General features: G+C 71.7%; 19 protein-coding genes. 14 read left to right on the forward strand and 5 right to left on the reverse strand.

Features of this window, described 5'->3' with window-relative positions; translation table 11 throughout:
* On the reverse strand, nucleotides 1–810 hold the full coding sequence (locus tag BJY20_RS12570; protein ID WP_185991853.1) for a CoA transferase subunit A: 810 nt from the start codon (nucleotides 808–810) through the stop codon (nucleotides 1–3).
* 271 nt (nucleotides 811–1,081) lie between these two features.
* Between BJY20_RS12570 and BJY20_RS12575 the strand changes: the two genes are divergently transcribed.
* Nucleotides 1,082–3,679, forward strand: coding sequence for a peptidoglycan-binding protein (locus BJY20_RS12575; protein WP_185991854.1), 2,598 nt, complete (start codon nucleotides 1,082–1,084; stop codon nucleotides 3,677–3,679).
* 48 nt (nucleotides 3,680–3,727) lie between these two features.
* On the opposite strand, the gene BJY20_RS12580 is transcribed toward BJY20_RS12575, so the two are convergent.
* Entirely contained in the window at nucleotides 3,728–4,444 is a 717-nt protein-coding gene (locus BJY20_RS12580; RefSeq protein ID WP_185991855.1) for a TIGR03089 family protein, read from the reverse strand.
* A 67-nt stretch (nucleotides 4,445–4,511) separates the two neighbouring features.
* On the opposite strand from BJY20_RS12580, the gene BJY20_RS12585 reads away from it, so the two are divergent.
* Nucleotides 4,512–5,477, forward strand: a complete 966-nt coding sequence (locus BJY20_RS12585; RefSeq protein ID WP_185991856.1) for a lysylphosphatidylglycerol synthase domain-containing protein — start codon at nucleotides 4,512–4,514, stop codon at nucleotides 5,475–5,477.
* Between the two features lie 5 nt (nucleotides 5,478–5,482).
* Here the strand turns inward: BJY20_RS12585 and BJY20_RS12590 are convergent, their stop codons facing one another.
* Nucleotides 5,483–6,295, reverse strand: a complete 813-nt coding sequence (locus tag BJY20_RS12590) for an aminoglycoside phosphotransferase/kinase family protein (protein ID WP_185991857.1) — start codon at nucleotides 6,293–6,295, stop codon at nucleotides 5,483–5,485.
* Between the two features lie 29 nt (nucleotides 6,296–6,324).
* Here BJY20_RS12590 and BJY20_RS12595 point away from each other — a divergent pair, with 29 nt between their 5' ends.
* Entirely contained in the window at nucleotides 6,325–7,233 is a 909-nt protein-coding gene (locus BJY20_RS12595; protein WP_343062888.1) for a DNA-3-methyladenine glycosylase family protein, read from the forward strand.
* A gap of 2 nt (nucleotides 7,234–7,235) precedes the next feature.
* On the opposite strand, the gene BJY20_RS12600 is transcribed toward BJY20_RS12595, so the two are convergent.
* Nucleotides 7,236–8,192 (reverse strand): 2-phospho-L-lactate transferase CofD family protein, encoded by a 957-nt coding sequence (locus BJY20_RS12600; protein WP_185991858.1) that lies wholly within the window; start codon nucleotides 8,190–8,192, stop codon nucleotides 7,236–7,238.
* Nucleotides 8,193–8,369: 177 nt separating this feature from the next.
* Here BJY20_RS12600 and BJY20_RS12605 point away from each other — a divergent pair, with 177 nt between their 5' ends.
* The 3 genes from BJY20_RS12605 to BJY20_RS12615 are packed head-to-tail and all read left to right on the forward strand — an operon-like array spanning nucleotide 8,370 to nucleotide 13,194.
* Nucleotides 8,370–8,642 carry a WhiB family transcriptional regulator gene (locus tag BJY20_RS12605; protein ID WP_185991859.1) on the forward strand — a complete coding sequence of 91 codons (273 nt, stop codon included), beginning with the start codon at nucleotides 8,370–8,372 and terminating at the stop codon, nucleotides 8,640–8,642.
* 14 nt (nucleotides 8,643–8,656) lie between these two features.
* Complete coding sequence (locus BJY20_RS12610; RefSeq protein WP_185991860.1) at nucleotides 8,657–11,737, forward strand: glycosyltransferase; 3,081 nt, start codon at nucleotides 8,657–8,659, stop codon at nucleotides 11,735–11,737.
* Nucleotides 11,734–13,194, forward strand: coding sequence for a DUF5719 family protein (locus BJY20_RS12615; protein ID WP_185991861.1), 1,461 nt, complete (start codon nucleotides 11,734–11,736; stop codon nucleotides 13,192–13,194). Before BJY20_RS12610 ends, BJY20_RS12615 begins: the two co-directional genes overlap by 4 nt.
* 6 nt (nucleotides 13,195–13,200) lie before the next feature.
* Here the strand turns inward: BJY20_RS12615 and BJY20_RS12620 are convergent, their stop codons facing one another.
* Nucleotides 13,201–13,599 carry a metallopeptidase family protein gene (locus BJY20_RS12620; RefSeq protein ID WP_246297155.1) on the reverse strand — a complete coding sequence of 133 codons (399 nt, stop codon included), beginning with the start codon at nucleotides 13,597–13,599 and terminating at the stop codon, nucleotides 13,201–13,203.
* Nucleotides 13,600–13,669: 70 nt separating this feature from the next.
* Between BJY20_RS12620 and BJY20_RS12625 the strand changes: the two genes are divergently transcribed.
* From BJY20_RS12625 to ahcY, 8 genes are all read left to right on the forward strand, one after another.
* Complete coding sequence (locus BJY20_RS12625; protein ID WP_185991862.1) at nucleotides 13,670–14,053, forward strand: DUF3499 family protein; 384 nt, start codon at nucleotides 13,670–13,672, stop codon at nucleotides 14,051–14,053.
* A 97-nt stretch (nucleotides 14,054–14,150) separates the two neighbouring features.
* Complete coding sequence (locus BJY20_RS12630; RefSeq protein ID WP_185991863.1) at nucleotides 14,151–15,578, forward strand: phosphomannomutase/phosphoglucomutase; 1,428 nt, start codon at nucleotides 14,151–14,153, stop codon at nucleotides 15,576–15,578.
* Nucleotides 15,575–15,766: a Trm112 family protein gene (locus BJY20_RS12635; protein WP_185991864.1), complete on the forward strand. Its 192-nt coding sequence runs from the start codon at nucleotides 15,575–15,577 to the stop codon at nucleotides 15,764–15,766. Before BJY20_RS12630 ends, BJY20_RS12635 begins: the two co-directional genes overlap by 4 nt.
* Nucleotides 15,767–15,774: 8 nt before the next feature.
* On the forward strand, nucleotides 15,775–16,956 hold the full coding sequence (locus tag BJY20_RS12640) for an SIS domain-containing protein (RefSeq protein ID WP_185991865.1): 1,182 nt from the start codon (nucleotides 15,775–15,777) through the stop codon (nucleotides 16,954–16,956).
* A complete protein-coding gene (locus BJY20_RS12645) occupies nucleotides 16,953–18,416 on the forward strand; it encodes a mycothione reductase (RefSeq protein ID WP_185991866.1) in 1,464 nt (487 codons plus the stop codon). Before BJY20_RS12640 ends, BJY20_RS12645 begins: the two co-directional genes overlap by 4 nt.
* Before the next feature lie 92 nt (nucleotides 18,417–18,508).
* Nucleotides 18,509–19,486: a DUF808 domain-containing protein gene (locus BJY20_RS12650; protein WP_185991867.1), complete on the forward strand. Its 978-nt coding sequence runs from the start codon at nucleotides 18,509–18,511 to the stop codon at nucleotides 19,484–19,486.
* A 16-nt stretch (nucleotides 19,487–19,502) separates the two neighbouring features.
* A complete protein-coding gene (locus tag BJY20_RS12655; RefSeq protein ID WP_185991868.1) occupies nucleotides 19,503–19,934 on the forward strand; it encodes a GNAT family N-acetyltransferase in 432 nt (143 codons plus the stop codon).
* 158 nt (nucleotides 19,935–20,092) lie between these two features.
* Nucleotides 20,093–21,556: an adenosylhomocysteinase gene (gene ahcY, locus BJY20_RS12660; RefSeq protein ID WP_185991869.1), complete on the forward strand. Its 1,464-nt coding sequence runs from the start codon at nucleotides 20,093–20,095 to the stop codon at nucleotides 21,554–21,556.
* Nucleotides 21,557–21,610 lie beyond the last annotated feature (54 nt).

The raw sequence follows: 21,610 nt of genomic DNA on the forward strand, positions 1-21,610 counted from the left end.
TCAGGCCTCCTTGCTCTCGTCGCTGATGGTGCGCTTCTCGATCCGCTTGTCGGCGGCCTGCTGCGGCGTCAGGGGGACGACGCGGTGGACGTAGATGCCCGGCAGGTGGACGTCCGCGGGGTCGATGTCGCCGGGCTCGACGAGCTCCTCGACCTCGGCGATCGTCACCTGGCCGGACATCGCGCACAGCGGGTTGAAATTGCGGGTGGTCGTCTCGAAGACGAGGTTGCCGTGCCGGTCGCCCCGGGTGGCGCGCACCAGCGCGTAGTCGGCGGTGATGGCCTCCTCGAGGACGAATTCGTGCTCGGTGTCGACCACCGTGCCGTCGGCGGCTCGCTCCTTGACCGCGAAGGTGCGGGTCTCCTTGGCAGGAGAGGAGACGGCGACGTTCCCGTCGGTGTCGTAGCGCCACGGGAGGCCGCCGTCGGCGATCTGGGTGCCGACACCCGTGCGGGTCCAGAAGCCGGCGATACCGGATCCTCCGGCGCGCAGCTTCTCGGCGAGGGTGCCCTGCGGGGTGAGCTCGACCTCGAGCTCGCCGGAGAGGTACTGGCGGGCGAATTCCTTGTTCTCGCCGACGTAGGAGGAGACCATGCGGCGGATCTGGCCGCCGCCCAGCAGAACTCCCAGTCCCCAGTCGTCGACGCCGCAGTTGTTGGAGACGCACTCGAGATCCTTCACCCCCAACGCCTGGACGGAGTCGATGAGCACGCTCGGGATGCCGCACAGCCCGAATCCGCCCACCGCGAGCGTGGCGCCGTCGGGGATGTCCGCGACGGCCTCGGCAGGTGAGGTGACAACTTTGTCCATGCCCAGAGCCTAACCAGACAGGGGGCGGTGGGTAGTGGGCGGGGAGCACATGGACGGGGACGAAGGGGGTGATCACAGGCTGGTGACGGCCCGCCACCGAGAAGGAATGACAAGTATGTAATTGGCTTGTGGGGCTGGCGTGTCCTACGTGACCCGTGGAATAAGAGTGACTGGCCTGACTTCTGAGCACTCTGTGACGAGTGTGACGAATGAGGGTTCGTTTAAATCCGATCGGGTTCCCCTGCCCGTGCCCTCTCCTAGGAGCAGCCGCGTGTCACGTTCCGTCCGCCTGGTGGGCGCCGCCCTCATTCCGGCATTCGCCTTTCCCCTTGCCACCGGGAACGTGGCTCGAGCCGCCGTTCCCAGCCCGCCGACGAACAACAACCTGCCCGGCGATCTCGACGTCGCCTCGCCGTACGTCCCGCAGGACACGTGTGACCCGAGGGCGAAGCCGGGCGTGCTCGCGTTCGCCCGCCTGGTGGCCAGCCACTACGGCGAGTACAACTACGGGATCTCGCGCAATTGCACCGGCGGCGTCACCGAGCACTCCGAGGGCCGCGCCCTGGACTGGATGCTCAACGCCTACGACAAGCACGAGCGCGGCGTCGCGGACTCGGTCCTGGCGTGGCTCATGGCACCGGATGCGCAGGGACGGCAGGGAGCCATGGCCCGCCGCTTCGGCATCATGTACGTCATCTGGGACCGCAAGATCTGGGGCACGTACCAGATGGACGCCGGCTGGCGTGACTACCACGGTCCCAACCCGCACACGGACCACATCCACTTCAGCTTCAGCTGGGACGGCGCCATGCAGCGCACCTCCTGGTGGACCGGCAAGGCCTGGACCGGGGTTTCGACCTCGCCCTCCGGCCCGTCCGTCCCGATCACTCCGCCGAAGTCCTACCCCACCCTCAGCGAGGGGGCGCGCGGACCGGACGTGCAGCTGGCGCAGAAGGTCATCGGCACCGGCGCCGACGGGGTCTTCGGTCCGGCGACCAAGAGCGCGCTGATCTCCTGGCAGCGCAACCACGCAGTCCGCGCGACCGGAGTCCTGGACGCGGCGACGTGGGCCAAGATGGTCGCGCTCGGCAAGGTCCCGGCACGCGGGGAGTCCACCACGACACCGCCGACCACCCAGGACACCGTGCGCCTCGGCTCTCGCGGCGCGTCGGTCAAGGCACTGCAGCGCATCCTCGGCCTGTCCGTCGACGGCGTCTTCGGGCCGAAGACCAATGCCGCCGTGCGCGAGTTCCAGAAGGGCAAGGCCCTGAAGGTCAACGGGGTCGTCGACGGCAACGTCTGGAAGGCCCTGAACGGCAAGAGCTACAAGAAGACGGGCTCCTCGGGCGGCACGACGAAGATCCCGGCGACGGTGCGCCAGGGGTCCACGGGCGCTGCGGTCAAGGAGCTGCAGCGTGAGCTGAAGATCGGCGTGGACGGCATCTTCGGGTCGCAGACGGCCTCGGCGGTCAGGTCTTTCCAGCGCAAGAAGTCGTTGAAGGTCAACGGGGTCGTGGACAGCAATGTCTGGAAGGCACTGAAGGGCATGTCGTACAAGAAGACGGGCGCCTCGGGTGGCTCGAAGGACGACTCCTCGAAGGATGATTCGTCCTCGTCGACGAAGATCCCGGCGACGGTGCGTCAGGGGTCGAAGGGGGCTGCGGTGAAGAAGTTGCAGCGGGCCCTGGACCTGAAGGTCGATGGGATCTTCGGGTCGAACACGGCCTCGGCGGTCAGGTCCTTCCAGCGAAAGAACTCCCTGGCGGCCGACGGCATCGTGGGGGCGAACACCTGGCGCAAGCTGCTCGGGTCGAAGGGGTCGTCGTCGGGTGGCTCGAAGGGCGGCGGTTCGTCGAAGGACGATTCCTCGAAGGGTGATTCGTCCTCGTCGACGAAGATCCCGGCGACGGTGCGTCAGGGGTCGAAGGGGGCTGCGGTGAAGAAGTTGCAGCGGGCCCTGGACCTGAAGGTCGATGGGATCTTCGGGTCGAACACGGCCTCGGCGGTCAGGTCCTTCCAGCGAAAGAACTCCCTGGCGGCCGACGGCATCGTGGGGGCGAACACTTGGCGCAAGCTGCTCGGGTCGAAGGGGTCGTCGTCGGGTGGCTCGAAGGGCGGCGGTTCGTCGAAGGACGATTCCTCGAAGGGTGATTCGTCCTCGTCGACGAAGATCCCGGCGACGGTGCGTCAGGGGTCGAAGGGGGCTGCGGTGAAGAAGTTGCAGCGGGCCCTGGATCTGAAGGTCGATGGGATCTTCGGGTCGAACACGGCCTCGGCGGTCAGGTCCTTCCAGCGTCGCAACTCGCTGACGGCCGACGGCATCGTGGGGGCAAAGACGTGGGAGGCCCTGCTCTCCCGTGGCGGCGGTGCCCAGTCCATGGCACGGGCGTCCTTCCTCGGATCCGCCGGGGTGGCCACTGTCGCCACGACGACCGAGTTCGCCGGGCTGAAGTCGATGGTCCTCGCCGAGGGCACGCGCAGCGCGGCCGTGAAGAACGTCCAGCAGGTCGTCGGCGGCGTCGCCGTCGACGGGGTCTTCGGCACGGCGACGGCGAAGGCGGTGCGCAGCTTCCAGAGCAGCCACGGGCTGCCGATCACCGGCATGGTCGACGAGCAGACCTGGGATGCGCTCGAGGCGACGAAGTACCCCTTCCTCGCCTACCGCACCACGGTCCTCAAGCCGGACTCGACCGGCCCCGCGGTCACGGCACTGCAGTCGCGGCTCGGCATGCCCACCGATGGCGTGTACGGCCCGGCCACCGAGCAGGCGGTCCGCTCCCTGCAGGAGCGCAACGGGCTGACCCGGACCGGCTACGTCGGTGCGGTCACCTGGCAGGCCCTCGAGCGTGAGGTGCTCATCCCGGCCTGATCGCCGATCAGGCGTGGGAACGAGGGCGTCACCCCGCTGGTCCACGGATCACTCGGCGGTGACGCCCTCGCTCGAGGCGCGACGGGTCAACGTCTGCGCGTCGACTCCGCCGAGCTGGAGGACGAGGGATCCGCCGCCGGCCCAGGCCGACATCGCCGCGCGCAGCAGCCGGCCGGCGGTCGGGTCGACCAGGTGCAGGCGGGCTCCCGTCGCCACCGGGACGGCTGCGACCACATCCGCGACCGCGGCTGCGTGGGTGAGCGAGCTGCCCTCGAGGGTGAGGGCAAGGTCGTCCTCGTCGGGCTCCTGCCAGGCCACGAAGTCGTCACCGAAGGAGGCCAGCTCGGCCGCTTCGTCCATCACCGGGTCGGGGAGGTCGGTACCGGCGGACCGGGCCAGTGCGCCGCGGGTGACCAGGACGGCGGGCCCCTCATCGGGCAGCGAACCAGCGTCGTCGGTGACCACGAGGTCCGCGGTCAGGTCGCCGTCGAGGTCGACGTGCGCGCCGACCGACCACGCGGCCCAGGCCCAGTAGAGCAACCGCCAGTGCGGTTGCATCGACAGGCGGACCACCGAGCCGGGCTCGATGTCCCACTCCTCCTGGAGGGCATTGCCCGCCTTGCTCACCCACGTGCCCAGGACGCGTCCGGACAGCTCGATGCGCTCACCCGCGGTCGGGCCGGGGACATCGTCATAGCAGGTGATCCGCGGAGCGGCGGAGTCGCGGTCGTTGAGGTCGGAGAGGACCGATGCGGGGGTGGGCATGGCCCCACCCTACGAAGGGGGCGACCTGCGCTGAGCCCGCCCTGCTGTCGCCTAGGCTGCAGCCGAGATGAGCGAGATCGACCAGGCGGCGGTGCGCACCCCGCGTCAGCGAGTCGTCGACCTGCTGCGCGCAGGGTTCCTCGTCGTCGTCCTGCTCGCCGTGGGCATCGCGCTGTGGACCAACTGGGAGGCCGTGCGCTCCGACCTCGGACGCCTCGGGCCGGCCCCGCTCGCCGCGGCAACGCTGCTGGCGTTGTTCTCCCCCTTCCTCACCGTCCTCGGGTGGCGGGTGCTCCTGGCCGACCTGGGATCCCGCCTGCACATCGCCTCGGCGAGTGGCGTCTTCTTCGTCGGCCAGCTGGGCAAGTACCTGCCCGGGTCGGTGTGGTCGGTCCTCGTGCAGACCGAGATGGCCGCGCGGCTGGGCGTGCCCCGCCGCCGCACCGCCGTGTGCGGGCTCCTGTGCATCGGACTGTCCGCCGTGACCGGGATGATCGCCGGGCTGCCGGCACTGCCCGTCCTGCTCACCCGTGGTCAGGTCACCCTCCCGTGGTGGAGCGTGCCGCTGATCATCGTCGTGCTGCTGCCCCTGCTGTGGCCACCCCTGCTCAACCTTGGCATCCGGCACGCGCTGCACGTGCTGCGTCGGCCCCCGCTCGATCACGACCTCGGGCCGGCGGCGGTCGGGTTCTCCAGCGCGTGGTTCACCGGTTCCTGGCTCATCGGGGGGATGTCGGTGTGGGCGCTGGCCCGTGACCTGGCTCCGGAGGGGGCGGACCCGGCACGACTGCTCCTCGTCGCGGTGTCCGGATACCTGCTCGCCACCGGCATCGGGACCTTCAGCATCGTCGTCCCGGCGGGGGTCGGGGTGCGCGACGGCATCATGGTCCTGCTCCTGGCCACCCAGCTGTCGCTCTCCGCCGCCGCCGCGGTGGTGGTGCTCGCGCGCTTCCTCACCGTGCTCGGTGACGTCGTGTGGGCCGCCGTCGGGTGGCTGTGGGGCCACAGCCACGACCTCCTGCCCGAGTCATGACCCGGTCAGGTCCGCAGCCGGGCGAGGAGCGGGCCGAGTGCCCGGGTGTAGGCACCGACGTCGGCAGGACGGTCGCTGAGCAGCCGGAAGGCGGCAGCGCGGGCCATCGCCACGCCCGCAGCTCCGGTGGCCCACTCCTGCATGACCGCGGGGTCGGCGCCGTGCCACAGCACCGAGTCGAGCACCAGGAGCGCCTCGGCCCACAGGACCGGGCGCCGGTACGGGGAGACGTCGATGACGAGCGGGGCCCCGCGGGGGTCGAGCAGCACGTTGCCCGCGAGGTCGCCGTGGACGAGCTGGTCGGGGCCGAGTGGCGAGTCGTCGCCGTGCGCGACGAGCGCGCGCAGCAGCTCGCCGCCGTCCGGGCCGAGGGCGTCGGTGGTCACGGGGGTCTCGCCGAAGGCCACCCGTTCGGCCCGCGCCCAGCGGTCCTGGCGGTGGGGCAACCGCGGGACGGGCACACGGACGGCCAGCTCGGCGTGCAGCACCGCACCGACCGCGCGCGTGACCGCGAGGTCGGTCAGCGGCACGACGCCCGGCTCGTAGCGCGTCGCGGCCCAGCCGTCGACCACCCAGCTGCCGTCCCGCGCGGGGACGGGCATCGCGATCCGCAGGTCGCGGTGGTCCCGGCCCGGTCGGGTGTCAAGGTCGGCGGCCAGCCGGGCGAGGACCGGGGCGAGCACGTCCACGCTCGACACGTCGCGGCCGGGGGAGAGGACGAGGTCGCCGGCGCGGACGCTGTGGCCGTGCCCGCCGGGCACCGGCTCGGTGTCGCCGGGCACGGCGAACATGTCCAGCACGTGCTCCGTCGGTCGCATTGCGGTCAATCTATCGCCACGCTGGCCCCGTGAGGACCCGACGACACCGGCCACCCGAGCCGCTCGACGTCGACCGGACGCTGGCCCCCTTCGTCCGGGGTGGCGGTGACCCCACGAGCGCGCACGGAGGCGACGGGTGGTGGTTCGCCTGGACCACGCCGGCGGGGCCGGTGACCCTTCACGTCGGTGATGATGGCGGGGAGGTGCTCGCCTGCGCGTGGGGCCCGGGCGCGGACTGGATGCTCGACCGGCTCCCCGATCTGCTCGGCGGGCGGGACGACCCCAGTGGCTTCACCGCGCACCACGACCTCGTCGCGCGGGGGTGGCCACGCATGTCCGGTTGGCGCGTGCCCGCCAACGGCCTCGTCGCACAGATGCTCGTGTGCTCGGTGATCGAGCAGAAGGTCACCGGCCGCGAGGCATTCAGCAGCCTGCGTCAGCTCGTGCGTCGGTTCGGCACCCCTGCTCCGGGGCCGGGGGAGGCGCGCGGGCTGGTCGCCCCGCCGAGTCCCGCGCAGTGGGCCCGGATCCCGTCGTGGGACTGGGTGCGGGCGGGCGTCGACGGATCGCGCTCGCGCACGGTCGTCACGGCCATGCGGGCCGCGGGACGGCTCGACGAGTGCGCCGGGTTGCCGCTGGAGGAGGCACACCGGCGGATTCGCTCGCTGCCGGGGATCGGCGTGTGGACGGACGCGGAGGTCGCCCAGCGGGCACTCGGCGACGCGGACTCACCGAGCTTCGGGGACTACCACGTCGCCAAGGACGTGACCCTCGCCCTGGACGGGGTCGTCGGGGACGACGCGCGGATGGCCCAGCTCCTCGCGCCGTACGCGGGACAGCGCTACCGCGCCCAGCGGGTGATCACGGCTGCTGCCGGCCCTCGCCCCCGGCGCGGACCTCGACGCAGCCTTCCCGGGCACCTGCCCACCCGCTGGTGAGGTCAGGCCTCAGGGCGAAGGGAGAGAGCGTGCGCCAGGGCGGTCGCGGCCACGTCCGTGGGGGCGGAGCCCGCGAGCGGCCCGGTGTGCGCCGAGGTGGCCCACCGGGAACCGGCCCGCGCTGCCGAGGCGTCGGCAGGGTCGACGACCCACCCGTCGAGCAGGTCCTTGAAGAGTCCGGCGACACCGCCCGAGGTGGCGTCCACGCCGACGGTCGCCAGGGAGGCCGCGAGCGGCTCCGGTGCCGGGGCCGCGTCGACGACGGGGCTGACCCCGACCACGGGCGCGGAGGTGCCGCGCAGGGCGTCGCGCACGCCCGGGACGCCCATGACGATGCCCAGGGCGAGCACCGGGTCACTCGGGGGCAGCAGCACGACGTCCGCGCCGCGGATGGCGTCCAGGACGTCGGGAGCGGGGTTCGCGCGATCCAGGCCCGCGACGACGAAGCGGGCGGCGGCGGGTCGCTGGAGCTCGTGGCGCCACTGCTGCACGTGCACCGCACGCTGGTCCTCGGGCCCGTCGAGCACCGCGTGCGTCTCGACCGGGACATCGGACATCGGCATGACGCGGACGTGCTCGGGCACGCCGTGGGCCGTGGCGAGGTGGGTGGTGACCTCGGTCAGCGAGTCGCCCCGCCCCAACCAGGCGGTGCGGGCGACGTGGACGCCCATCTCACGGTCGGTGACCGGGTACCACCGGGGCTCCAGGCCGAGGGCGGCCAGCTCGTCGCCGACCACGTGCGAGGGCCGGGGGTCGGTCCCCTTCGCCGTCCCGAGGGTGTCGACGAGCAGGTCGAGGTCCGGGCACAGCCGCAGGCCCCACAGGGAGACGTCGTCCCCGGTGTTGGCGATCACGGTGACCTGCGAGCCCGCGAGGTCGGGGCTGCGCTCGAGGTGGTCGAGCAGTCCGCGGGTGAATCGGGCACCGGGTTCGCCCCCGGAGATGACGGTGATGCGCATGGAGTTCATCGTCGCAGGCAGCGACCGCCGGGCGTGCACCGGCCGACCGCTCAGCGCTCTTTACCCCCTCCGGCTTGACGACGCACGTATGACACGCATGTAATTACGGGCATGTCGTAACACTTTTGGTGTGACAGACATGAAGTCCGGGTCGAGTGCCGAGGTCGAGGAGGGACCATGTTGCACGAGCTTCACCTGATCACCGCTGATGAAATCGACGAGGAGTCCACTGAGCTGTCGTGGCAGGAGCGGTCGCTGTGCGCGCAGACCGATCCTGAAGCCTTCTTTCCGGAGAAGGGCGGATCCACTCGCGAGGCGAAGAAGGTCTGCACGGGGTGCGAGGTGCGCAAGGAGTGCCTCGAGTACGCCCTCGAGCACGACGAGCGCTTCGGCATCTGGGGCGGGCTCTCCGAGCGTGAGCGCCGCAAGCTGAAGAAGCGCGCGGTCTGACCGTCGACGAGGTCGTGACGCAGCAGTCTTCCGCCACGTCCTCCGCCACTCCCTCCCGGCGGACGACGACGCCTCCAGCGACCGTCACGGCCGTCGTCGTGGCGCGTACACGGGAGGGAACGGGCCAAACCCTGCGCGCCCTCCTCGCGCAGGAGCAGGCGCCTGATCGCATCCTCCTCGTCGACGGTGCCCTCGACGGGCTCGGGGACACCAGCGACCTCATCGAGTCCGTGGAGGACGCCGAGATCGACGTCCTGACGACCACGCTCGGTTCCGGGCGCGGACTGCGCCGGATCCTGCCCTCGATGGTCGAGCGCCTCCCGCGCACCGACCTGGGACGAGACCTGGTGTGGGTGCTCACCTCCCGCTCGCGGCCACACCCGCAGGCCCTGCGTCGGCTCGTCTCCGCCGCCGGGCGCGGCGTCGGCATGGTCACGCCCAAGCTCGTCGACGAGGACGACCCGTCGCGGATCGTGCGGCTCGGGCTGCAGGTCACCCGCACCGGACGGATCGTCCCCGACCCTCTCGCCGGCACCACCGACCAGGGCCAGTACGACGGTGTCGTCGACGCGATCTCCGCACCGCTGGAGGGCCTGGTCATCGACCGCAAGGTCCTCGAGCAGCTCGATGGACACGATCCCGGCATGGGGGACTTCGGCGGCGACCTCGATCTCGGCTGGCGCGCCCAGCGCGCGGGCCACCGGGTCGTGCTCGCACCGGGCGCTGCCGTCGCGGTCGAACCCACGGTGGCCGAGCGAAGGGCGACCATTGACCACCACAGGCAGGCCCGGCGGGTGGCGCTGACGCGCGCGAATCTCCTGGTGGCACCGTTGCTGGCCCTGTGGATCCTCGTCGGCTCCCTCCTCGGCGGGCTGGCCCTCGTCGTCCTCAAGCGACCGGGGATGGGCGCGGCCGAGCTGGCCAGCCTCCCCGCCGCGATCGATCCCCGCAGCCTGCGCTCGCGCCTGCGCGGCAAGGCCCCGCGTGAGGTCGCCCGCCGTGACCTCGCCTCTCTCTTCGTCGCCCCCTCGGTGGCCCTGCGCCGGCTCGTCGACGAGGCCCGCGGCTCCGGAGGCCGGGACCCGGGCGTCGCCGCGCGTTCCCTCGAGACCGAGGGCCGCAGCGTCCTGCTGCACCCGCTGCTGTGGGTGGTCGTCGCGGCGACCGTGATGTCGGGCTGGGCCGCGCGTCACATCACCGACGAGCTGCGCCACCGTTTCGACGCCGGCCTCGTCGGCGGCGACCTGCTCGGCGGCCGCGCCACCGGCGGTCAGCTGTGGGACTCCTGGTGGATGGCGTGGCACGGTCAGGGCTGGGGCCACGGGCTCGAGCAGTCGCCCGCCGTGGTCGTCCTCGGCGGTCTGACCACCGTGCTCAGCTGGGTCCCCGCCGTCGGCAACGCCGACTCGCCCGCGGGGATCGTCCTCGCCCTCTTCGTCATCGTCGCGCTGCCCCTGGCCGCCGTGGTCGCCTGGGTCAGCACGCGGACCTTCACCGACCGTCGTTGGCTGCGCGCCGGGGTGGCGTTGGCCTGGGTGACCAGCGCACCTGCTGCGGTGGCCGTGGGCGAAGGGAGGATCGGCGCCCTCCTCGCGCTGGTGCTGCTGCCCCGTGTGGTCGCTGGTCTCGTGCGCGTCCCTCGCCCCCGCACGCCCTACAGCGATGTCGTGCGCACCGGTCTGTGGGGGGCTCTGCTCGCCGCAGTGGCGCCCCTGGCCGGCATCGTCGTCGCCCTGGTCGGCCTCGGTCACCTGTTGCTCGGCGGTGGGCGCGGTCGTTGGCGTGGTGTCACCCTCGTGCTCACGCCCCTGCTCCTGGCGGGACCGTGGTTGCTGACGCTGCGCGGCCAGCCAGCTCGCCTGCTCACCGGGTGGGGCCTGACCGACACCCCCGCCGACCTGCCGTCCTGGCAGCTCGCACTCGGGCAGCTACCCGACGGGGCGACGACCACGTGGTGGACCGCTGGTGTGCTGGCCGTCGGTGCCCTCGCGCTGCTCGTCCCCGGCCCACGCCGGGCCTCCTGGGTCGCGGCGACCGCCGCGGTCCTCGGGCTGGCCTGGGCCGTCGGGGCCCCGCACCTGGTCCTCGGGTACCGGCCCTCCGGAGCGGCGGAGGCCGGTGAGGCGATCACCCCGTGGGCCGGTACCGGCCAGCTCGTCCTCATCGGTGCTGCCCTGGTCGCCGTGCTGCTCGCCGTAGAGGTACTGCCGCCGTCCCTGCGCTCCCTTCGCAGCGCCGGTCGACGCTCCCTGCTGGTCCTGCCCGCTGTCGGGCTCGTCGTGGCAGCCGCCGGCAGCGGCGTGGTCGTCGCCAAGCACTCCTACGGTGACCAGCTGTCGACCTGGCGCGACCCTCGTCCGCTCGTCGCGATCGCCGGCGCGGAGGGGCCGACCGCCACCCGCACCCTCGTCGTGGAGTCGGGGGAGGGCCAGCTCGCCTACCGTCTCCTGGGCAGCGAGCCGGGCGACCTCGTCCGCGACCTGCCGTACCAGCTGCCTCCCGTCGCCGGTGAGGAGCAGGTGGCCGGCGCGGTGGCCCGGGCGCTCGGCCACGGCGAGGGCGAGCGGGCACCCGCGGACGTCCTGGCCGAGCAGGGCGTCGCGAACCTCGTCGTCATCGACGCGACCGAGGCGCAGGGCCGCCTCCTTGATGCCTCTCCGGGCCTGTCCCGGCTCGGGTCGAGCGCGGGGAGCGTCACTTGGGCCGTGCGCTCCCCGGTCACCGATGGCTCGACCTCCTCGCGGGCGCGCGTCACGAGCGAGGGGTCCAGCGCGCCCGTGGAGGGCACCGGAGCGCACGCCGACACCGACGGGCCGGTCCCGGTGCCCGAGGGCGAGCACCTGAGCATCGCCGAGTCGCTCGACTGGAGTGACCGCGTCCAGGTGCGCGCCGACGGGGAACTGCTGGAGGTGCAAACCCACAGCGCCGTACCGACCTACGAGTTGCCCGAGGGCACCGATGAGGTGAGCATCGACGTGGGTGCCGGCCACCTGCTGTGGAAGCTCGTCCAGATCGCCGCCCTCGTGCTCACGCTCTACCTGGCTCTTCCGACGGAGCGCCGTGCGGACCTCGAGGGCGAGGAGGAGACCCGATGACCAGTCCGTCAGGGCACCGCCGCGCCTGGGCCCACCCGGTGGCCCGTGTCATCGCCGTCGGTGCGCTGTCCGCGGGGATCGTCCTGGGCGTCGATCGCCTCGGGGCGGTCCCCACCGACGCGGCACCGCAGGTCGCGGGGAAGCAGGTCGCGGCGACGAGCGTCACCGCCTACTGCCCGGGTGACCCGTTCACCGACAAGTCCGAGGTCGACGTCACCGGCGAGATCTCGGCGCACACAGCGCCGGGCCCGGTGCTCGAGGGCGTGATCACCCCGAGCGAGGAGCCGGGGGAGATCAGCATCCGGGACCTGTCCACCGACCCGAGCAGCGACACCGATCAGGACGAGCCGCCCAGGAGTGGCCCCACCGACCTGGTCGAGGACGAGCTCGATGGGCCGGTGCGGGTCCGTGCCCGGCAGCACCATGCCCCCGGTGCGGTCATGTCGCAGTCCTTCGTCGCCGGTGGCGAGCGGGCGACTGGTCTGGCCGCGATGCCGTGCACGGCACCGATCGCCGACGCGTGGCTCGTCTCGGGCGGCGCCGAGGACGGCCGCCAGGAGCACCTCGTGCTGACCAATCCCGGCGCCAACGCCGTCTCCGTGACGCTCGACGCGCTCGGGGCGAAGGGGGAGGAGTCCGTCGTCGTCCCGCCGCGGGACCGCACGGTCGTCCTCCTCGACGCGATCGGCGGGACGGACGCACCGCAGGCGGTGCACGTCTCCAGCAGCAACGGGCTCGTCGTCCCGACGATCGTCGACCACCACCTCGACGGGTTGGTCCCCGCCGGGGTCGAGACCACGGCCGCGACGACCTCACCGAGCAGGCGCCAGGTCATCCCAGCGGGCGCCGGCGGTGACGAGCGCGGGGTCGTCGTCGGGGCGCCCGGCGGGAGCGACGCCGTCGTCCAGGTCCGCAGTCTCGGCGAGGACGGCTCGCGCAGCGCGAGCGTCGAGACCGTCCCGGCCGGCAGCGCCGTCGACCTCGACCTGCCCGAGCAGGAGTCCGGGGTGCACGGCTGGCTCGTCGAGTCCGACGAACCGGTCGTGGCGGCCGCCCACCTGACCACCCGGGCACCCGACGGGACCCGTGACATGGCCTGGTCGGTGGCGACCACCGCCGTGCGATCCCTCGGTGGGGTCGCGCTGCCCGCCACGACGGGTGGCGACGTCACCCGGTCCGTCAGCGTCACTGCAGACGAGGAGCCGGCGACGGCGGAGGTGCTCGCCCTGCGTGACGGGGAGGTCACCAAGCAGGAGGTCTCACTGGCGGCGGGACACAGCACTGCCGTGCCCGTCGCAGCGGCCGAAGCGGTGTGGGTGCGGCCCACCAGCGGCGTGGTCCACGCCGCGGCGCTACTCGTGGGTGGTGACGGCGCGGAGCAGGCCCGCGCGACGTCCTTGCCCATCGAGTCCTCGAGGGTGGCCGTACGCGACATCGAGGTCGTCCACCAGCGCTGAGGACGCTCAGGGCCGGTGGGGGTCGATCTCCCAGGGGGCCACGCCCAGCAGCAGCGCGATCTGCTCGACGAGAACGTCGTGCACGATGACCGCGTGGTTGCGTCCCCGAGCCGCTGTGAGGATCGGGCGACGGTAGACGACGATGCGGGCGGGCAGTCTCCCCCTGGACGGCCACAACCGGGCGAGTGGGACACCGTCCTCCCACGATGCGGGGTCGGAGGGTGGGACCTCCTCGACCGCGAACTCCACCTGTGACCAGCGCCGTCCCAGCACGGCTTCGTAGCGGCGGGCGACATCGAGGACCAGGTCGTCGAAGGCCTGCGCCCGCGAGGTCATCGCCGGGACACCCGGGTGGGCCAACGGCCCACGGATCCCGCGTCCTCGTCGGTCCCGGTAGCGGCTCATCACAACGATCGTAGAGCCCCGCGGCGCGCCGGTCCGCGGGGCCGATGCAGGCGTGGCCTATCGTGCACGGGTGACTCTTTCCCGACAGTGTTCCCGAGCGGCGTGCCCGCGACCGGCTGCCGGGACGCTGACCTACGTCTACTCCGACTCGACCGTGGTGCTGGGCCCTCTGGCCACCTACGCCGAGCCGCACGCCTACGACCTCTGCGACCAGCACGCCGCGCGCCTGACCGCCCCCCGCGGTTGGGACGTCGTGCGACTGGCCACCGACCAGCCGGCGCCGGCGTCCCATGACGACCTCGTCGCCATCGCGGAGGCGGTGCGCACCCGCCCCGCGCCCGCCACCGACTCCGAGCGCACCGCACACGTCCCCACGAGCGCCCGGCCGGAGCCCGACAGCGTGACCGAGACCGGCCGCCGCGGCCACCTGCGCGTCCTGCGCGACCTCGACTGACCCCCTTCGCGGCGCCCACGCGGAACGTCGGCCCCACGAGCGACGGCCGTCGCCATGCGGCCGCCGCGACCGCCCACCGGCGAACTAGGCTGACGTCGTGACCACCCTCGCCGACTTCGTCAAGGCCTATGACGTGCGTGGGCTCGTGCCCGACCAGCTGGACGTCCACGTCGTCCATGCCCTTGCCGCCGCTTTCGCCGAGGTGATCGCGCTCGCCGACGAGGCACCGGGGGTCGTCATCGGCCACGACATGCGGCCGAGCTCATCGGAACTCGTCGACGCCTTCGCCGCCGGTGTCACCGCCCGCGGGACCGACGTCGTCCTCATCGGCCTTGCCAGCACGGACGAGCTCTACTACGCCAGTGGCGCGCTCGGTATGCCGGGCGCCATGTTCACCGCCAGCCACAACCCGGCGCGGTACAACGGCATCAAGTTCTGCCGTTCCGGGGCCCGGCCCGTCGGGCAGGACTCCGGCCTGGCGCGCATCCGTGACCTGGCCCAACAGCACCTCGACGCCGGGGTGACCACCTTCGACGGCGTCACCCCGGGTCAGGTGTCGAGACGCGATGTCCTGGCGGACTACGCCGCCTTCCTGCGTGGCCTCGTCGACCTGGGCGGGTCGCGGCCCCTGAGGGTGAGCGTCGACGCCGGCAACGGCATGGGCGGCCTGACCGTCCCGGCCGTCCTCGGGACGGACGCAGGACTGGCCGACCTGCCCCTGACGATCGATCCGATGTACTTCGAGCTCGACGGGACCTTCCCCAACCACGAGGCCAACCCGCTCGACCCCGCCAACCTCGTCGACCTGCAGGAGCGGGTGCGCAGCCACGGGGCCGACATCGGCATCGCCTTCGACGGTGACGCGGACCGGTGCTTCGTCGTCGACGAGGCGGGGGATCCGATCAGCCCCAGCGCGATCACCGCGATGATCGCCCGCCGCGAGGTGGCCCGGGAGGTCGCCGCCGGCCGTGGGGCAGGGGAGGTCGCGATCGTGCACAACGCGATCACCTCTGCCGCCGTGCCCGAGATCATCGCCGAGTCCGGCGCGCGGCCGGTGCCCACCCGGGTGGGGCACTCCTACGTCAAGGCGGTCATGAGCGAGCACGACGCCGTCTTCGGCGGTGAGCACTCCGCGCACTACTACTTCCGCGACTTCTGGTTCGCCGACACGGGCATGCTCGCCGCGATGCACGTCCTCGCGGCGCTGGGGGAGTCCGACGCCCCGCTGAGCGAGGTCATGGCCCCCTACGAGCGCTACGTCGCCTCGGGGGAGATCAACTCCACGGTCGCGGACGCCGTCGCCGTGACCGAGCGCGTGCGGCATGCCTACGCGCGCCGCGACGACGTGGTTCTCGACGACCTCGACGGGATGACCGTCACCCGGGCGGAGGAGCCGATGTGGTGGTTCAACCTGCGCGCGAGCAACACCGAGCCACTGCTGCGACTCAATGTCGAGGCGGCCGACACCCACACGATGACCCAGGTACGAGACGATGTGCTGATGATGATCCGGGAGACACGATGACCACGTCGACGATCGAGCCCTGGCTGCGCGAGATCCTGCGCTGCCCCGCCTGCCGCACCGAGCTTCGCGACGAGAGCGGCGACTCCGGACCGGAGTTGGTGTGCACCAGTGCCGGGTGCGGCCTTGCCTACCGGGTGGACCAGGGCATCCCCGTGCTGCTCGTCGACGAGGCCCGCAAGCCGGCCTGAGGTCGATCATGTCGCCCTTCGACGAGACCCTGCTCGACGACGAGGAGCGTCGCCACGCCATCGACGCCTCCGACATGCTCCGGGCGCTCGCCGGCGCCGGCGCCCAGGTGCGTCGCGCGGTCACCCTGAGCCAGGAGAGCGACCTGGAGCGGGTCGCGGGCGGGGAGCGTCCCCGAGCCGTCCACGTGGCGGCGGTCGGCGGATCAGAGGCTGTCGCCTCCGTCCTCGACCTGCTCGTCTCCCACCGCTCGCCGGTGCTTCTCACGGCGGACGGATCCGGCCCCCTTCCCGGTTGGGTCGGGGCCCTGGACCTGGTCATCGCGGTCTCGAAGTCCGGTCGGGCGGAGGGGCCTGTCCGTCAAGCCCGCGAGGCGGGCCGCCGCGGCGCGCACGTCCTGACCATCGGGGCACCGGACAGTCCGCTCGCGAGTGCCGCGGCGGCTGCGCGTGGGGTGCACGTGCCGATCGACTCGGGCACCGGGCACTCGCGCACGGCGCTGTGGAGCCTGCTCGTCCCCGCAGTGCTCGCCACCTCGGTGTGCGGTGTCATCGACGTGTCGGCGAGCGTGCTCCTCGCGGTCGCGGACCGTTTGGATGCTCAGGCGGAGGCGTGCCGCCCCGATGCCGAGCACTTCGTCAACCCCGCCAAGTCGCTGGCGACCGACCTGAGCGAGATCGCCCCGGTCGTGCTGGGGGACGGACCCGTCACCGGTGTCGCCGCGCGTCGCACGAGCGCGATGCTCGCCCGCACCAGTCGGGTTCCCTCGACGTGGGGACGGCTGCCGGACGCAGCGTCCCAAGTGGTGGCCTGCCTCTCCGGTCCACTTGCCGGGTCGGGGACGACGGCGCCCGACGGAGGGCGTGACATCTTCGCCGATCCCTACCTGGACGGCCCCGCGCGGCCGGCTCTGGGACTGGTCCTGCTGCGCGACCCGGTCCCCACCCACGACGACGACCCGCGCGCGGTCGAGCGACACAACACTGCCCAGTCCGTCGCCGATCAGGCCGAGGGCTCCGGGGTCCGCGTCCTGGCGCAGGTGGCCGGCCCCGGCCACGACCTCGAGCGGCTGGCCGACCACATCGCCCTGACGGACTTTGCGAGCACCTACCTCGCGATCGGTCACGGTTTCGACCCGGCGAGCGCACCGGGTATCGATGATCTCCACCTCCCACGAAAGGCATCTGAGTGATCGACGTCGACATCGCCGTGATCGGTAGCGGATCCGGCAACGGTCTCGTCACGCACGAGCTCGCCGACCGAAGGTTCGCCATCATCGAGGGCGGTGACGTCTTCGGTGGCACCTGCCTGAACGTCGGCTGCATCCCCACGAAGATGTACGTCCACGTGGCCGAGGTCGCCACCATGGTGCGCGAGGGCGGCCGACTGGGCGTCGACGCCACCCTCGACCGGGTCCGCTTCACCGATGTGCGTGACCGCGTCTTCGCCGGACGCATCGACCAGATCGCTGCCGCGGGTGAGGCCTACCGCCGCGACGACACGAGCCTCGAGCTGCTGCGCGGACACGCGCGATTCACCGGACCCCGCACGCTGCGCGTCGACCTGCGGGACGGGGGCACCGAGGAAGTCCGGGCAGGGCAGATCGTCATCGCCACCGGGTCCCACGCCAGCATCCCCGAGGAGATCGCGGCGGTGGCCGAGCGCGAGGACATCACGCTGCACACCTCTGACACGGTGATGCGTCTGCCCGAGCGGCCGGAGCGGATGCTGGTCGTCGGTGGTGGATTCATCGCCGCCGAGATGGCCCACATCTTCTCGGCATTCGGTACCCGGGTCACCATCTCGGCGCGCGGTGGGGAGCTGCTGCGCCACCTCGACGACGAGCTCGTCGAGGTCTTCACGACCAGGGCGCGTGAGCAGTGGGACGTGCGCACCTCCACCACGGTCACCGACCTGCGCCGTGGTGGAGGCGATGTCCTGAGGCGCGACGCAGGAGCCTCGAAGGAGGGGATCACCGCCACCCTGTCCGACGGCAGCGACGTCGAGGTCGATGTCGTCCTCGTGGCGACCGGTCGCGCACCGAGCACCTCGGGCCTGGGGCTCGACGTCGCCGGGGTGGACGTGCACGACGACGGCCGGGTGGTCGTCGACGCCCACGGCCGCACCACCGTCGACGGTGTGTGGTCCCTCGGGGACGCGTCCTCGCCCTTCCAGCTCAAGCACGTGGCCAACCACGAGGCCCGAGCCGTCGCGCACAACCTGGCCCACCCCGACGACCCACGGGTTTTCGACCACGATGCCGTCCCGGCCGCCGTCTTCACCCATCCGCAGATCGCCAGTGTCGGGATGACCGAGGCCGAGGCGGTGACGGCCGGCGTGGACGTCGTGACGAAGGTGCAGAAGTACGGGGACACCGCCTACGGGTGGGCGATGGAGGACACGACGAGCGTGTGCAAGGTGGTCGCGGACCGCCGCACCGGACGGCTCGTCGGCGGACACCTCATCGGCCCGGAGGCGTCCACCCTGATCCAGCCGCTGATCCAGATGATGGCCTTCGACCAGCCGGTGTCGCAGATGGTGCGCGGCCAGTACTGGATCCACCCGGCCCTGACGGAGGTCGTCGAGAACGCGTTGCTGGGCCTCGACCTGAATCCGGTCGAGGACCAGATCGAGTCGCCGCCGCGCGCCTGAGCCGGCCGGTGTCGCTCGTGGGGCCGCCGCGCTGGATACGCTGACCGCGTGTTGACGACGACCTGCCCCACCGACGCAGCCGGAGCCCTGTCATGAGCGGGGGTCTTGTCGCGCTCCTCGACGACATCTCCGTGCTGGCACGCATGGCTGCCGCGTCCGTCGACGACGTGAGCGCGGCCGCGGGACGGGCGAGCGCCAAGGCCGCCGGCGTCGTCGTGGACGACACGGCGGTGACGCCGCAGTACGTCGAGGGACTCGATCCCAAGCGTGAGCTGCCGATCATCAAGCGGATCACCGTCGGGTCGCTGCGCAACAAGCTCGTCTTCATCATCCCGGCGATCCTGCTGCTCAACGCCTTCCTGCCGTGGGCGCTGTCGCCGTTGCTCATGATCGGTGGCACCTACCTGTGCTTCGAGGGAGCGGAGAAGATCTGGGAGAAGGTCTCCGGCCACGGCCCGAAGACCAGCGTCGCCGCCGATACGGGGGAGCGGCGGAAGGTCGACGAGGACAAGATCGTGAGCAGCGCCGTGACGACCGACTTCATCCTCTCCGCGGAGATCATGGTCATCTCCCTGAAGGCAGTGCTCGACGAGGGGCTCGGGTCCTCCTTCTGGTTCCTGCTGGCGGTGTTGGTCGTCGTCGCCGTCGTCATCACCCTGGGTGTCTACGGCACCGTCGGGCTCATCGTGAAGATGGACGACATCGGGCTGCACCTGACCACCTCCGGCTCCCACGCCGCGCAGAGGCTCGGTCGTGGCCTGGTCAAGGGCATGCCCAAGCTGCTCACCACCCTGTCGGTCGTGGGCGTCTTCGCGATGCTCTGGGTCGGCGGGCACATCATCCTCGTCGGGCTGGCCGAGGACCCGATCAATTGGCCCCCGCTGTACGACGCCGTCCACCACCTCGAGGTCTCGGTCGCGGACGCGACCGGTGCGCTCGGCGGCGCTCTCGGCTGGCTGACCAACACGGTCTGCTCGATGATCCTGGGTGCCGTCGTCGGTGCCGTCGTGGTCGCGGTCATGCACGTGCTCCCCTTCGGCCACGGCTCGAAGGACGCGGCCGCCCACTGAGGCCCGGGGCCCGACGATGACCATGGTGCGGATCGACCCCCTTCGTGGGGCAGACGCCGACGTGGTCGCGCGACTGCAGGACGACCTGTGGCGGGCCACGTACTCGGGCCTGCTGCCGTCCCGGGTCCTCGATGGGCGGGACGACGCGGACAACGTGGCCCGGTGGCGGGAGCGAGCGGTCGCCCATGAGGAGGCGGGCTGCTCCGCGGAGGGCGCTCGCACTCTTGTCGCCCACGACGAGGACGGGGTGGCCATCGGCTGGGCGAGCACCGGGCCACCGCGCGACGACAACCCACCGACCGACACCGAGCTCTGGTCGCTCTACCTGGCGTCCCGGCACCACGGGAGCGGGGTGGCCGAGCAACTGATGGAGGCGGTGCTGCCGTCCCGGCACCCGCGCCTGGGTGCCGACGAGGTGCGCATGGTGCGGTTGCGCCCCGCTGGGTGAAGGACACCCCGCACGTCCGGACGTGCGCCATGTCTTTGACCCGGACCGCTCGGGGCCGCGCTGCCGCATACAATGGGCGGTGCCGGCGTGGGTGATGTCCCGCGAGTACCCAGAAGGGTCGCGCCGGGTCCGAACCCACCTGTCACAGGAGTTTTCACGTGTCCTTCGACTACAAGGTCGCCGACCTGGGCCTCGCCGAGGCCGGCCGCCACCAGATCCGTCTCGCCGAGCACGAGATGCCCGGCCTGATGAGCATCCGCGAGGAATTTGCCGAGTCGCAGCCCCTCAAGGGCGCGAAGATCGCCGGCTCGCTGCACATGACCGTGCAGACCGCGGTGCTCATCGAGACCCTCACCGCCCTCGGCGCGCAGGTGCGCTGGGCCAGCTGCAACATCTACTCCACCCAGGACGAGGCCGCCGCGGCCATCGTCGTCGGCCCCAACGGCACGCCGCAGGACCCGCAGGGTGTTCCCGTCTTCGCCTGGAAGGGCGAGACGCTCGAGGAGTACTGGGACTGCACCCACGAGATCCTCACCTGGGCCGACACCGGTGACGGCATCGACGGCCCGAACATGATCCTCGACGACGGCGGCGACGCCACGATGCTCGTCCACAACGGTCGTACCTGGGAGCAGGCCGGCCAGGTCCCGCCCACGACGGAGGACGACCCCGAGGAGTTCACCGTCGTCAAGGCCCTCGTGCGTCGCACCCTCGAGCAGGACCCGCAGAAGTGGGCCGCGGTCGCCGAGCGGATCAAGGGAGTCACCGAGGAGACCACGACCGGCGTGCACCGCCTGTACCAGCTGGCCGAGGCCGGCGAACTGCTCTTCCCGGCGATCAACGTCAACGATGCGGTCACCAAGTCCAAGTTCGACAACAAGTACGGCACGCGCCACTCCGTGCTCGACGGTCTCAACCGCGCCACCGACGTCCTCGTCGGCGGCAAGGTCGCGGTCGTCGCCGGCTACGGGGACGTCGGCAAGGGCGTCTCCGCCGCGCTCGCCGGCCAGGGTGCCCGGGTCATCGTCACCGAGGTCGACCCGATCTGCGCGCTGCAGGCCGCGATGGACGGCTACCAGGTCACGACCATGGACCAGGCCGCCGCGTACGGCGACATCTTCGTCACGACCACCGGGTGCTTCGACGTCATCACCGCCGACCACATGGCCGCGATGAAGAACAAGGCGATCGTCTCCAACATCGGGCACTTCGACAACGAGATCGACATGGCCGGCCTCGCACGGACGCCGGGCATCACCAAGACCGAGATCAAGCCGCAGGTCCACGAGTGGACCTTCGCCAACGGCAGCTCGATCATCGTGCTGTCCGAGGGGCGCCTGATGAACCTCGGCAACGCCACCGGTCACCCGAGCTTCGTGATGAGCAACTCCTTCGCGAACCAGACGATCGCGCAGATCGAGCTCTTCGCCAAGGCCGAGGAGTACGTCGACGAGGACGGCAACCCGAGCGTCACCACGCTGCCGAAGCACCTTGACGAGAAGGTCGCGCGCCTGCACCTCGACGCCCTCGGCGTCGAGCTGACCGAGCTGACCAAGGACCAGGCCGAGTACCTCGGCGTGGACGTCGCGGGGCCGTACAAGCCGGAGCACTACCGCTACTGAGCCCGGACTCCGAGGATCCGGAGCGCGGTTCAAGGCACGGGGAGGCGCTAGGGA

The sequence above is a fragment of the Janibacter cremeus genome, from assembly GCF_013409205.1.
GTDB classification, from domain to species: Bacteria; Actinomycetota; Actinomycetes; order Actinomycetales; family Dermatophilaceae; genus Janibacter; species Janibacter cremeus.